This window comes from Ignavibacteriales bacterium (assembly GCA_026390795.1).
In the GTDB taxonomy this organism is placed as follows: Bacteria; Bacteroidota; Ignavibacteria; order Ignavibacteriales; family Melioribacteraceae; genus Fen-1258.
Map to the genome: position 1 here is coordinate 52,435 of JAPLFG010000003.1, position 14,397 is coordinate 66,831.

Annotated in this window: 12 protein-coding genes and 1 pseudogene; all 13 read right to left on the reverse strand. The window is 34.3% G+C overall.

All coding sequences use genetic code 11. The features are described from left to right. Positions 1 to 18: 18 nt before the first annotated feature. The 13 genes and pseudogenes from NTX65_03845 to NTX65_03905 all read right to left on the reverse strand — a co-directional run bounded on the left by NTX65_03845 (position 19) and on the right by NTX65_03905 (position 14,197). On the reverse strand, positions 19 to 1,416 hold the full coding sequence (locus NTX65_03845; protein ID MCX6168448.1) for a DUF748 domain-containing protein: 1,398 nt from the start codon (positions 1,414 to 1,416) through the stop codon (positions 19 to 21). Next, positions 1,413 to 2,483, reverse strand: coding sequence for an AI-2E family transporter (locus NTX65_03850; GenBank protein MCX6168449.1), 1,071 nt, complete (start codon positions 2,481 to 2,483; stop codon positions 1,413 to 1,415). Before NTX65_03850 ends, NTX65_03845 begins: the two co-directional genes overlap by 4 nt. A 12-nt stretch (positions 2,484 to 2,495) precedes the next feature. Further along, positions 2,496 to 3,008: a CDP-alcohol phosphatidyltransferase family protein gene (locus tag NTX65_03855; GenBank protein MCX6168450.1), complete on the reverse strand. Its 513-nt coding sequence runs from the start codon at positions 3,006 to 3,008 to the stop codon at positions 2,496 to 2,498. 91 nt (positions 3,009 to 3,099) lie between these two features. Continuing rightward, positions 3,100 to 3,249 carry a lmo0937 family membrane protein gene (locus NTX65_03860; GenBank protein MCX6168451.1) on the reverse strand — a complete coding sequence of 50 codons (150 nt, stop codon included), beginning with the start codon at positions 3,247 to 3,249 and terminating at the stop codon, positions 3,100 to 3,102. Between the two features lie 107 nt (positions 3,250 to 3,356). Next, on the reverse strand, positions 3,357 to 4,706 hold the full coding sequence (locus NTX65_03865; GenBank protein ID MCX6168452.1) for a hypothetical protein: 1,350 nt from the start codon (positions 4,704 to 4,706) through the stop codon (positions 3,357 to 3,359). A 336-nt stretch (positions 4,707 to 5,042) separates the two neighbouring features. Continuing rightward, positions 5,043 to 6,749 (reverse strand): HAMP domain-containing sensor histidine kinase, encoded by a 1,707-nt coding sequence (locus tag NTX65_03870; GenBank protein MCX6168453.1) that lies wholly within the window; start codon positions 6,747 to 6,749, stop codon positions 5,043 to 5,045. Between the two features lie 70 nt (positions 6,750 to 6,819). Continuing rightward, positions 6,820 to 7,188: a response regulator gene (locus tag NTX65_03875; GenBank protein MCX6168454.1), complete on the reverse strand. Its 369-nt coding sequence runs from the start codon at positions 7,186 to 7,188 to the stop codon at positions 6,820 to 6,822. Positions 7,189 to 7,228: 40 nt separating this feature from the next. After that, complete coding sequence (locus NTX65_03880; GenBank protein MCX6168455.1) at positions 7,229 to 11,056, reverse strand: PAS domain S-box protein; 3,828 nt, start codon at positions 11,054 to 11,056, stop codon at positions 7,229 to 7,231. 135 nt (positions 11,057 to 11,191) lie between these two features. Continuing rightward, positions 11,192 to 12,154: an alpha/beta hydrolase gene (locus tag NTX65_03885; protein ID MCX6168456.1), complete on the reverse strand. Its 963-nt coding sequence runs from the start codon at positions 12,152 to 12,154 to the stop codon at positions 11,192 to 11,194. Beyond that, positions 12,151 to 12,339, reverse strand: a complete 189-nt coding sequence (locus NTX65_03890; protein MCX6168457.1) for a hypothetical protein — start codon at positions 12,337 to 12,339, stop codon at positions 12,151 to 12,153. The genes NTX65_03885 and NTX65_03890 overlap by 4 nt, the downstream gene beginning before the upstream one ends. Before the next feature lie 133 nt (positions 12,340 to 12,472). Next, a complete protein-coding gene (locus NTX65_03895) occupies positions 12,473 to 12,604 on the reverse strand; it encodes a hypothetical protein (protein MCX6168458.1) in 132 nt (43 codons plus the stop codon). 149 nt (positions 12,605 to 12,753) lie between these two features. Further along, positions 12,754 to 13,443, reverse strand: coding sequence for a response regulator transcription factor (locus NTX65_03900; GenBank protein ID MCX6168459.1), 690 nt, complete (start codon positions 13,441 to 13,443; stop codon positions 12,754 to 12,756). Positions 13,444 to 13,873: 430 nt separating this feature from the next. Then, positions 13,874 to 14,197: pseudogene (locus NTX65_03905) on the reverse strand (hypothetical protein). Between the last annotated feature and the right edge of the window lie 200 nt (positions 14,198 to 14,397).

Genomic DNA, 14,397 nt, shown 5'->3' on the forward strand with positions numbered 1-14,397 from the left:
CAACATTATTTTATTAAATTATTCTTTAGGGAATCCGACTAAATCGGCAACACCGCCTCTAAGAGCAAACCAAACAAATTGGAGAAAATAATCTTGCGGATTCCTTGTGTAATTTATTTCCCCGATCTTCATTAAACCTTTTTCATCCGGCGTATTAGTTCCGCGGATGACAAATACTTTTCCAAAGAATGAAAAGATCCGATCGAAAATTCCTTTTTCACTTCCGGTATCTTTATTCAGGATTGCAATGGTTACATCTTTATAAATGGCTCGCAAGGTACCGGTTGCATGTCCCCTATTAACATTGATATTAAACGATGCGGACTGAAGAGTTCCGGATTTTATACGATGATGTTCACCTGGTTCTATAAATTCATTTAGTTTAGTCACATCCAACCTGCTGAGCGAACCGGAATAATGTAAAGAAAAATTCTTTGGAGCGAGAGGAATTGCCATAGATAGTTTCATTGTACCGGAGTTCATAAAAACACCCTCGCCATTAACAATCGCAGTATCAAGTGTAGAGGTATGATTCGCAATTCCACTTACTGAAACTTTGACTTTATTAAATGTAATTACTCCAGGTTTTGCTCTTACTGCAAACCTCTCAGAATATTTCAACCGCCCATTAGTAATATTCAGACTATCAATTTTTACTTTCTCCTTCATTGAAGAGAGAGCCTCGTTCGGCATCTGTGGATTAGATGAGTTTTTGTCATATGGCTTGTCCATGTTCACCAGGATATCAGCAAACACATCATGTATATTAATATTTTTGGCTCTATAGATATTTTCCTCTAGCATCGCGAAATAATCCAAACCAATTATTTTTATTTGAGGAATATCAAAACGAAATCTTGTTTGTCTGAATTTACTTTTTGCAAAAAATTGCTCATCGTTAATTAAAGAATAATATTTTATTGAATCTGCAGTCATTTCGGAATCAGGCACCGATACATGCAATGTTTTTAAACGAATTTCATTCTGAGACTTATGAAAAGTAAGAACAATTTTTTCCGCATTAATTGCTGCGTTCTTTGCAACATCAAGAGTAGAATCTTTTTGCAGAAGTATTTTCATCCAACCCATTCCGCCCACGGAAAATGAAGCAACTTTGCATGTGAATGTAGAATCTTTAGCTTTCACTGTTAATGAATCACATCCTAAACGATTCTTCCAGACATTGTAATGCAAATCGCCAAGCTTTATTGAGTATGCCGGATAGGCTTCTGCAAAATTTTTATTAATGCGGTCTTTTAAGAATGCATTAATAAAAGGATCCGGAAAGAAAAGTAATACCAATGCAAAGATTAGTATAATACTCCCAATAACAATTCCTGTATACTTTAAAATTTTCCGAGTCGATAGTTCTCCCCGCTTGAATAATTCTTTTTTAAACTGTGGTATTTGTATCATTGTTTTTTCTTCTTCGCCATTGGTTTAGAAATTTCATCTAATTTTTCTGATCCCAGCAATACAGCTATCCATCTTGTACTTTCACTACTTTCGAAAGCAAACTTAAATGTCATTGTTAGCGGAATACAAAGAATCGCACCTACCAAACCAAGTAAACTGCCCCAGAAGATCAGCGATAGAAAAACGACCAAAGTAGAAAGTCCGAATTTCCTTCCCATAAGTCGGGGTTCAATCACATTACCAATTATGAATCCGATAAAAACATTACCGGCAACAACAAGTAGAGCGCTACCCAACCCCAGTTGGACAAGAGCAAGAAGAGCAGCAGGAACAGCTGCTATAACAGAACCGATATTTGGTATATAATGAAGAATAAATGCGAGGAACCCCCATAATACGGGGAATTGTACGCCGAGTATCTGCATCCATACAGCAATTAAAATTCCGGCAACTAAGTTGATTATTGTCTTGATTACCATGTATCGTTTCATATCAACTATAAATTTTGTGAATTGCGGAAATGCCTGCTTGGGATCACCGATGATGGTTCGAAGTTTTACCGGAAAGCTTGATACTTCAAGCAAGATAAAAGTTACTGTTAGAAGGATTAAAACAAGATCGGATAGTAGAGAACTTAATCCCGATAGTAAGCCGGCAGTGAGTTTCATTATCGCTTCGGGATTAACGTATTCTAGAAAAAATTTTGGGGAAACTACAATGCCCTTGCTTGTCAATAGTACTGTGAGTGCTTTGACTTGTTCTCTAATGCGTGTTTGCAATAAAGGCAGTTCATCGGAAAAGTTACTGACGGATGAACCAATTTGTGCGCCAATCAGAATTATAATAATTATCATGACTGCCATTACGATCAATACGGCAAATCCTGATGGGATATGTTTTTCTTTTAACCAAAGCACCGCCGGAGTTCCTAGCAGCGCAAAGAAAACAGAAATAAGGAATAGGACAACAACAGATTGTGCAAGATTGATCCCGGCAATAATTATTACTAATGCGGCTGCGCTTATTAGAATATGCATTCCGCTTAAAGGATTAGTTCTCTCAGTCATATTTTTATCTGATTATATTTTTTTTAGTTTTAAATCTGAGATCATTGCCACAGCCGAGATAAAATAAAAAATGACCAACCATTTGAGATATGCCGGTGCAAACAAATAACCGAGAAGTGCAATTGTTGAAACAGCCGAAGCAGCAAGAACAGTCGGAATGCCGGTGAATCCCTTTTGTTTATATGCTGTGAAATATGCAAGTCTTATTGCCGCTGCACCAACGTTTAAAAATCCGGCAACGAGCATTGCGGGACCGGTTATACCTATAAACCAACCAAATACAACAGAAGAAGCCACCGCCATAAAATCTGTAAAACTATCCAGATAAACACCCAACGCTCCCCCGCCAATTGCCCGAGCCAACTTTCCATCAAAATAATCTAAGAGGAATTGCAGAAGGATAAGAGCGTAAGCAAGAATCAAAAGTCCTTTGAAAGAAAAATAAACGGACAAGGAAACACTTAACAGACCGAGCAAGGTAAGAATATCCGGCAACCGAAGAGTACGGAGTTGTTTAAATAACATTGTTATATTTCCTTATGATTCATCGCTATTGTTAACGTTGTTTTCAATATCGATTTTCATTATTAAAAAATAAATTGCATGTAATAATTGCTCAGAGTACACGTCTGCCGCTTATCACTCTTAGCAGAATCATTATTATTGCAATTACAAGAAGAACGTGAATAAGACCTCCGGCAACAGGGAATGCGAGAAATCCTAGTAACCATAGAACTATTAAAACTACCGCGATTGTATATAACATGATTTTCACCTTTTTGTTAGTTAGTAATATTTTTTTTCAATCTTCATCATCAAATACAGTAAATATTTTTATTCATATTATAAAGAAGAAATTCCGTTATTAAATAATTATTGCAGTTTCTTATATTCTTTTTTGTCATCAGTCGAATTAGATTTAGTTTTTCGATCATTACCATTTTCCTTGTAAGGGTTTGTTGATCTAACCTTCGGTGGTTGTTCTCTATTATTATTCTTTGGTACCACAGTTTTCGGCGGCTGTAATGGTGGAACTATTTTATTATCTTTTTTTGGCGGATCTAAAGATCGCTGTTGGTATGGATGATTTTTACTGCCGTTATCTTTAAGCGGAATTGTATTTTGTACCTGCGGCAATTGATCTTTTTTATTTTCTTTTCTTGGAGGATCTAGCTTCTGCGGTTGATACGAATTCTTTTTAACGTCAATTTTATTTACTTTATTCACAGTAGGCCGTGTATTTCTTGTTACATTGTTTTTCGCCGGGGCTGCATTTCGCTGTTGAGGTGAATTCTCTTTCCCATTGAATTTATTTGGAAGATTTACTGCATCTTGTTGGTCGTTTCTCTTGTTGCCTTTTTGTTGTTGTATATTTTGAGTTCGGTTTTCTGTTTCTCTAAAGGATATTTGTTTTACATCTTTTAATCTTGTGACTTTTGAAGGCACCGGTTTATAACTGTTATTATTCTTCTTCACTACTGGTCTGTATATCTGAATCTGATCATTTGTTAATCTTTGGCCTGGTCCATCTTTTTCATTAACAGAAATCGGTTTAATTGTTCTTCCGATAATTTTTTGAACATCTTCTCTGATAGGTCCGGTGACATATATTGTTTTTCTTCTATTATCATAGTAAGATTTATTAAGCACCTTTGAATTGGTCATAATTCTAGAATTGTTTTTTCGGTCAATATAATTTCGATCAATGTCGTGCCTTTCAATATCTCTGTCTCTCACAAATATCCAACGATCGTTAGGCACATCATTGTAGCCGCTAAAACTTATGCTAATTGATACTCCGGGTCGCATCGGAGCCCAACCATAATAACCCTCCGACCATCTCCAAGTGACCCATGATGGACCCCACACATTATCCGGAACCCAAAACCAACCATAAGAACCGTTGTAATCCCATCTACCATAATGGAAAGCTGCCCATCCCCAGTCATATTCTGATGTCCACATCCAACCGTCATCGGTAAATACCCAATAACCATTGGATAAATATGGAGTAAAGTCAGGACCGGCTGTTGGAATCCAGATATATCCATAATTATCGTCATCAATCCATTGACCGTACGGACTTAATTGATCATAAAACTCCTGAAAATTAACATCGTTTTGCTGTGCTGAGATTTGTCCCGGAAATATTGCGGATACAAAATTTAAAGTGACTAAGAGTGTAAAAATTCTCATTAATAACATTGCGTTTAGCTTTTTCACCGTAATCCTCCTGAAAATTAAATTCACAAGTCATTCTTGTATTTGACCAATGTCTCTGAATAAAAGATATGCTTGCTAGTTGTGGTATACAATCGAGCGAAAGGATGAAAAAGGAACTACATCTTTATCGAGTATTTCTAAAAACGATTTTTAGAATAAGTTCAAATATTTAGGTATAGAAAAGCTTTTCATTACTTCGAATTTTTTTGGAAATATTGATATATCAACTAACTGTCGAGTTGGACTTGGAAGATAACATTGTCAGTCCAAAATGTTATTGGTTCTTAGATAATAATTATGATTTCTGATAGTAGCCGGTTTCCGGTTAATAGCAGATCAAAAACTTTTTGCATTTATTTTTGAAAAATCGTATTGATATGGAATTGTGACTACAAATTCTGACCCTTGTCCGACAACGCTAGTAATTTCGATTTTTCCTTCCAGTATTTGAATAAACTCTTTACAAATTGCCAACCCGAGACCGCCGCTATATCGCTCAGAATTATCTTCGTTCAATGAAACGAATGGATTGAATATATCAGTTAGTTTGTCTTTCGCTATACCTATGCCGGTATCTTCAATTTTTGTTATAATTTCATATTGATCATCATCAAGATGCCTATTATTCAGAATAACATTGATATTACCTGTTCGTGTGAACTTTATTGAATTGGCAATTAAATTAGTCATTATCTGTCTATATTTTTTCACATCCGAATAAGCCAATATTCTGGAAGATTTTTCTAAGATTAAACTTAGGCCAATGCATTTACCTAACGCTAATGGTTTTAGCAACTGTATAATGTCTTCAATTTCCTCTTGGATGTTGAAGAGAGCCATTTCATTTTCCATCTTACCTGTTTCAATTTTAGCATAATAAATAAAATTGTCAATCGTATTAAGCAAATGACCAACTGCTGTTTTTACAGATTTAGAATACTTTTTTACTTCTTCCATCGATCGAAGTATATCTTCTTCGATCATTTGTTGAAACATTAGAATGGCATTAAGCGGTGTTCTCACTTCGTGATTAATTTTTGCTAATAATTGAATTTTTTGATTCTTTTCCAAAATCCGCATTTGAGCGAAATGCTCTTTTTCTTTTGTTTCATTAAGCAATTTTAAAGCAATTTCTTTTTGCTCATTTCTTGCCAGGACTTCGTTAGACTCGTCTTTAATAATGAAGTCAATATTTTTATTCCCGCTTTCTGTTGATTTATATTTCGATATAACTCTCAGATAAATCATTTTATCTTCTTCGTTCTTATAATTTACACTGACTTCCCGAGCATCTGCACCTGAATAATTAATTTGAGAAAAATATTCGCTGAATTTAGAATCGCTAATAAGTTCAACTATATTTGATTTTTTCTTTATTTGTTCCGCGCCTAATAAAAACGCTAAAAATTTATTCTGGGTTAGAATATTTCCAAAACCATCTGTTCTGCATATTCCGATAGGAATACTATTAAAAATGAAATTTACCTCTTCTGCCTTCGACTTATAGATTTTCCTTCGGCTGTAATTTACAGCACTAGCTACAATGCTTAAAAGACTGATAAGACTGACAAATATTGTAATAGAGAAAAGATTAGGCAGAAAAAAAATATTAGATCCGTTAAAAATAATTGAACCGGCAAAGAGCAAGTTATAGTATATGGCCACAATGATTTGGTTTTTAACTTCCCAACTAAAAATTAATGCTGTTGTAAAAATTAGCAGCGAGAGTATTTGAGAGTTAATAAAGAGTGTGTTTGGAATCTTGTAGATTGTATAAATGAATGAACTTATTAGAGATATAATAAGCAGATGTACAAGAATTGTTGTTAATCGTTGACTGATATTCTTAAATGAGAGGAAAAATATTGTTAGGGCTATTAAAGTGAACAAGACTCTAGCAAAGTAGATATCAACTTTAAAAAAGTGAAAATAGAAAATCTCAAATAATAAAGACCAGCTTCCGGCGATTATTGAAATTGCTGATGCAATTTTGAGAGACTTAATAATTTCAGCATCTGCTGCTCTATTTTCAACAATCGACATCGTTATACACTCATTTAACAAGGAATAGCTACATTATTATCTTACTGCCTTCATCAACACTCAAGTATATCTAAAAATATTTCTGAATCTCTCCCAATAGATTTTTATTATCAAAGGGTTTAACTATAAATTTATCCGCACCAGCCTCCAGAGATAATTTCCGGTCTTTCGTAAATGCATATGCAGTTACCACTATTATTGGGGTTCCCTTGTATTTGTCCATTTGCCGCAGCTCCTTTATAAGGTCAATCCCGTTTTTTTCGCAATTAAGGGCTAGATCGATGATGAATAATTCATAAGTGTCTTCACTTAATGCGGAATAGAATTCTTTATCATCACCGCAGATTTTTACATCATAATGCTTAGATAGAACTCCCCTATATGCCAACTGATTTAGTTTATCATCTTCTACTATCAATAGCTTATTTTTTCCATTCATCACACTTCCTTTACCAGAGATTAATCTTTTATTGATGTAATTATTTTTTACTTGTCAGGAATAAAGTAAATTTACTTCCAATTCCCTTCTTAGATTCAACTTCAATCGTTATTCCATTTAAACTACAATATTTTTTTACAAGTGAAAGACCTAGTCCATTCCCTTCATATCTCCTTGAATACCCTCTATCTTCTTGTGTGAACTGATTATACATCTGCTCCATAAAAATTTCTGACATACCAATCCCCGTGTCTTCTATGGAGACCTTTATTTCCTCCGGTGCATCTTTATTTTTCTCAACCTTAACCGAAATAGAGCCCTTATTTGTGTATTTAACTGCATTGTCCATCAGATTCACAAATAATTGATATATGCTATATTTATCACCATGTATAATTACTTCTGTTAGTTCCGTATTGAAATTAAATTTGAGACCCTTTTCCTGCGCTAATAAAATATATTCTTTATTAATTTTTTCTAATATTTCTCCAATTAAATCAATATCTATGAAATTAGGTACGAAAGTACCGACTTGTAACTCAGAAGCGTTCAATATCAATTCAACAGTTCGTATTAGCCGATGACCGGCAGAATCAATCCCATCTAAGTATTCTAAAAGTTGAGGTGTTATTTTTCCCTCTAGATCTTCTTTTAATAAATTTGCAAAACTTACAACAGCATTCATAGGCGATCTTATTTCATGTGACATCTGTGCAAGAAATTCTGTTTTTAGTTTATCAGACTGTTCAGCTTTTTCTTTTGCTTCTATCAATTCTTTCTCAGTTCTTTTACTATCTGTAATGTCCTGATTAACACCATAGACTTTGTAGGTACGTCCCGAAGAATCTTTCAGAATCTTAAATTGAACACTTACATTTGCTATATTCTCATCGTCACGAAAAACTCTTATCTCCGCCTTTCCGAAATAATCCGGATTCGGTGAACTTATTGCTTCTTGTAAATTTTTGGCTATCATAGTTGCATCGTCGGGATATACGAATCTCCTGACAAATTCCTCGGCGCTCATAATATTACCGCCTTGTTTTTCAGTAGAGGTTCCATGTATGAGTCTATAATACTGATCATTAAAAGTAAATTGCTCCGAATCAACATCATATTCCCAATAACCAAGTTTTGCGATTTCTGCCGCAGATGATAAATCGGTTTCCATCTTTTTTTTCTCGGTTATATCGGTTGCAACGCCAATTAGTCCCAAAGGTTTGCCGTTATCATCATTAATAACTGTGGTAGAAAGATTAATTAAAAATTCACTCCCATTCTTTCGTTTATTCCACAATTCACCCTGCCATCCTCCTAATATTGTGCTTGGTAAAATTTTATTAACCAATTCATGTGGATTTTTTGATGAACGTACCATTTTCATATTTTTCCCAACCAATTCATTTTCATCGTAGCCATAAGTTTTCAAAAATGATTCGTTGATAAATATTATTTTATCTTCCATATCAGTTATACTGACACATTCTTTTATGCTTCTTAATGAGTGCGCAAGCATTGTAATTTCTTCTTCGGCACGTTTTTGTTCTGTAATATCAATTACCTGAGTAATAAAAAATTGAGGTTGATTATTAGAATTCCGGACTAATGATATTGAAACGTGAGCCCAAATTATCTCTTTATCTTTCCTTATATATCGTTTTTCAAATGATGCAATATCAATTTTACCATCCATCATTTTCTTTAATTGAGATACGCCAATGGATAAATCATCGGGATGAGTGATATCGGAGAAAGTAAAATTCAATATTTCATTTTCTTTATAACCTATCATTTCTTTAAAAGCTTTATTAATTTTTAGAAATTTCTGATCGGTACCAACTATACAAACACCTGTTGCGGCGTAATCGAATGAATGCCGGAATCGTTCTTCGCTATCACGCAATTTTTCTTCTGCTTGTTTGTGCTCGGTAATATCATGTCCAATTGTTGAAACACCGGTAATTTCACCATCTCTGTTTTTAATTGGTGATATCGTAAGAGAAACCTGAATAAGCCGGCCATCTTTTGTTATTCGTTCTGATTCAAAGTTATCTACCGATAATCCGTATTTTATTTTTTCAAGAATCTCCGGTATTTCATCCTTATGTGCTACCGGGAGTAACAACGAGATTGGAAGCCCAATAACTTCACTTTCGTTATAGCCATAAACTTTCTCCGCGCCTTTATTCCAATTTGTAATTATGCCGTCCAAAGTTTTGCTAATGATAATTTCATCGGAAGATTCTACAATGGCGCTAAGCTGAATCATTTTTTCTTCAGCCTTTTTACGCTCGGTGATGTCCTCAGCCATTCCTAATATTTCATGCGAAGCACCATCTTCATCGTGAAGTATTGTTACAGAAAGATTAATCCAGACAAGATTTCCATTTTTATGAACAAATCTTTTTTCCATGCTGTACTTGGATATTTTCCCATCGATCAAATCATTGAATTGATTCATATCTTTATTAATATCATCCAGAAACGTAAAATCTGTAAACTTCATTTTCGACAGTTCAGTACTGCTATAACCGATCATTTTGGATAAAGGTAGATTTGAAATAACCGGGTGACCTTGCTTATCAAGCAGCGCAATTGCAATTGGGGCCTGGTCAAAAATGGCTCTGAAGCGCTTTTCGCTTTCTAGTACTTTATGTTCGGCTTCCTTGCGTTCTGATATATCACGAATGATCATGCTCGTACGTTCAAAACCTTCTTGGTTTTTGAAAATAGCCGATGAAATTTCAGCTGGAAAACGTGTTCCATCTTTCCGAATCATCGTCAATTCACCATGTGCATGCCCATTTAATCTTCTTTCCATTAACAGATTAGGTAATATAGGGTCCATATTATCAACAATGCCGAATTGACCCACTTTTATAAGTTCCTCTTGCGAATAACCAAATATTTTACACGAAACTGGATTGGCTGATAATATTCTTCCATCTGGAATTGTTAACATTATTGCATCCATGCTGTTTTCAAAAAATGATCGGTATCTCTCTTCACTTTCCCTTAATAATCCTTCATCGAGCTTACGACTGGTAATATCTTGAGCAATAGTTGCAACAATATGTTTTCCTTCCTTATCAAAAATATTTGCTGGATTCCATAAGACTGTCTTGAGAACATTCTTTTTTGTCAATATCTCTACTTCAATTAGATCCGGTCTTTCATCATTTATAAGTGTATTTTTAATTAGATCAAGTGTCAAATCAACTTTTTCTTTTGGGAAAAGAATTTCAATCTTTTTATCTCTGACCTCGGTCCAATCGTAACCGCTCAAATTTTCGAAAGCCTTATTTATATGTATTATTACCCCCGAGGAATCCCAAACAATAATAGGTGCATATGCATGATTAAACAGAATGTCCAGATATTCGTTTGTAACACGGCTGGTTTCACTAACCGATTCTTCAGACAGTTTTCGATCAGTAATATCCTCAATGGCTAATAAAATTATCTTCTCTTTCCCAAATGCTCTTTCAATTTGCCGGGCATTCAAAAGCATGATTCGTTTGCCAATTGTCGAAAAATCATGCTCAACTTCATAGTTATCAAACATTGTTTTTTCGGGAAGGATAGTTTCAAGCAATTCTCTCAGTTTAGGAATATCCCATTGACGATTCCCCAAATCATAAATAAGAGATCCAATTGTAACATCGGAATTTACTTTGAAGAAATCATAGAATGAACGGCTGGCTTTAACTACTCTTAAATCTTGATCCAAAACAAGTAGAGGTTCGCGGACAGTATTGATTATGTTTTCAGCAAATTCATTTAATTCATTTGCGGATTTCAATTTGAATTTTGGAAGACCTGGACTACTTGGAGATTTTATTTTTTTCTTCTTATCAATCATTACCATGACACCACCCTTTGTCTGAATCGAGATCTAACTATTTAGGATATAAAATCAATCAGTCAAAAAGGACGGGGACGGGGCTACAACTTATAATGGAATGGAGAAGAGAATTACATAAAGATTGTTTGACTGTTTTATTTAATGTCCTTTAATGAATGCATATATTTTTTCAAATGTTATTTCGGGTTTTTCTTCCTGCGGGGCATGTCCGCAAGCATCAATTATCTCCAATTTTGTATGGGGTAATTCCTTACTTAGTTTAATACCATTATTCACTGATAATACCGAATCATTATTACCCCAAAGAATTAGGCATGGTGTCGTAATGTTCTTGTAAGCACTTATTATTTTTCCGTATCCATCGGGATCAATCTGTTCGGCAGACTTAATGAAAGTATACTCAAGTCCTTCACCGTAATAAAAAGAAGCATACCTGTCAATTAGTTTTTTATTAGCCTTACTCTTATCGTATAATATTTTATCAAGTATATATTCTGCTTTGGATTTATTTGTAAGCTGAAATGTTAATTTATTCAAAAGAGGAGTTCTCAAATAATTAATAAAAGCGGGCATTTCCTGCGTATAGGCAAGACAATCAATCAGAATCAATTTACTAATTTTTGTTTTGCTCTTTTCATTTAGTAATGATATTTGTGTGAGCAAAGCAACAGCTCCTCCATAGGAATGACCAATTAGATACAACGAATCCGTATTGATATCTTCTACAAATTGCTTCACAATTTTTGATTGATCTTCAATTGTATATTTATCATCCTCCGGTTTTGAAGAATTACCGAATCCTTTCAGATCAATTAGGTAAAGCGTGAATTCATCCGGAGGAAATAATTCCTTTACATCATCCCAAGAATGTAATGAGGTGCCGAATCCATGCAGGAATACAGCTTTCTTATCTCCATATCCGAGCTTTTCATAATTGATGTGGATCTCATTAGAATAAGCATACGTTAAATCTTTGGTAGTATACATCAATGCTGGTATTGACTGACTGCAGTTTGAAAGTAAAAATAATAAACCCAATAGTGCTATGATTCTCATTTGATTAATTCTGTAACTCAAGTTCATGCTAGTTTTATTCTTCATTTGTCTGTCCCAGATTTTTCTTTTTGCCGTGTTTTTGAAACAGCTGCCATAATTCCCAATCCGACTACGATAATGACACCTATTCCAATCCAAATTGGTGGAGCTCCTAACTTATAAGCTGCCCAGGAAAATCCGCCAGCAACAAATAAAATTCCTATTAAATAGATCGCAAAATTAGACATCATAATTTTCCTTTTTGTGTTTTCCCGTTTAAAGTACCGGAATATTCATGAACAAAAATTTTGCTTCAAATAAATCGTTTTCAATTTTATCTGATAGAATTATTTAGACCAACGAATTATTACAATGATGACATTATCATTTTGTCAAATTAACTGTTTTACTATTTTGCTGCTTTCCTACAGAAACTCCTCCGCTTGCACTACAGCTGTAAATAAAAAGAGATACGATAAAAATTAGAATTAAGGATATTGCGTTTAACTTTTTCATGGTAATACTCCTGATAAATTAATTTTACAAGTCATCTATCTTTTTGACCTATGCTTGCACACATAAAGTATAATTACGAATAGTCTAATTCTATAGAGCGAAAGGATGAAAAAAGGACTACATCTTTTAGGATAAAAGACTGAAGTAAATTATTCGATTAGTGAAGTTGTCTCAATTGCAGTTTTATAAGAATCAGAAAGATGAGCGTGTTTTGCAATCTGCACACGCGTATTAAGTGCTAATTTTTCAAGAATATTATGAACGTGACTTTTGACAGTGTAAGGTGAGAGATGGAGTTTTTGAGCAATTTCTTTATTTGAAGATCCTTCGGCAATCAATTCGATCACTTGACGTTCACGTTTTGTCATACGAACCGATTCGGTAATCGCGGTTGTTTTTGATCCATTGATTGCATGTTCAACAATTTGAGAAAAAAGTGATCCGGTTAAGTGTGACGGCAGAACCTGCATCCCCTGGTGAACCGATCGGATAGTTTTAAAAAATTCGGTAACATTTGCGTCTTTGAGTATGAATCCTGAAACTCCTGCTTGTACAAATTCGAAAACATCTGCCTGAAGTGGTATAAGATCCATCACTATTATTTTTATTTCCGAGAATTGATGTTTAGTTAATTTTACAATCTCCAAACTGTTTTGATTTCGCAAACCGAGATCAAGCAGCACCAAGTCTGGTTTGAGATTGCCAAGCATTTTTAATATGTTTTCGCCATTACCAACTGTGGCAACAACGTGCATATCAGACTGTTTTTTTATCATTGCAGAAATGCCGTCTCGGAGAAGTCGATTATCTTCGATTAGGAGTATCTTGATTTTTTTCAAAAGAGTTTCCCGAATGTTGATTCAAATTTTTTTGAATAATTAAGAATCTTATACAGAATTATGACAAAATCTGAATTAATACACTCTAATTGACCTTGAAAAGCAGAATATTCAATATTTTTTCCATTTACTGAAAGCAAAGTAATAAATGAAGCTCTATTTGGCAATAATTAAATTACTGTAATGATGCTGTTGTGCCATATGTTACATATGAAGATGAACGCATCCAAAATTTTTTTAGACTATTTCTTATCAGAAATCTCTCGTAGTAATATTGAATGGATTTAATCTTTATTTCATAATAGTTAATTGGGTAAGACTAATTTGTGAATTATTTGTCTGCAGTGGATTTTGGATACATATTATTTTCTCAATTGGATTAAAACGACCGATTTAGATGGTAGTTTTATATTAATCGTATTTTCTTTTTTTATGAAACCAGCGAATTGTTTGATAGAAACTTCTTCTGGTTTACCATTCCCATAAAGTTTATGTCGGGCAGAAGAACTGCGAATACAACACCGCCCGCGAAAACTCCAACTGCAATTTTTGTAAGGACATAAGCGATCAAAGAAATACCCGAAAGAACTGTGCGAGCGTGTGGAGAAAATCTTCTTCCCAAAAATTCAGGCATAGTAAAAACTTTTGATCTCATGTAAAACGGAACCATCACCCAGCCAAGAATAAGCAAACACCAAGCGTGAAGTTCATAATGAGCCATGGCAACACCATCAGTAGCACCGGAACCGGCTAATCCAACAAGATGTTCCTAGCCAATATTTGATGCAAAGATAAATGCGCCTACAATAAACCATCCTAAGTTTCTACCCGCTAAAAAATATTCTTTAAAAGTATTTTTTTGCCTTTTGATTATCCACTAAGCTAAGCCGAGTATGATAGTAAAATATCCAAAGATTACTACCTAATCCAGAGATTGAAGTACACCCATTACTC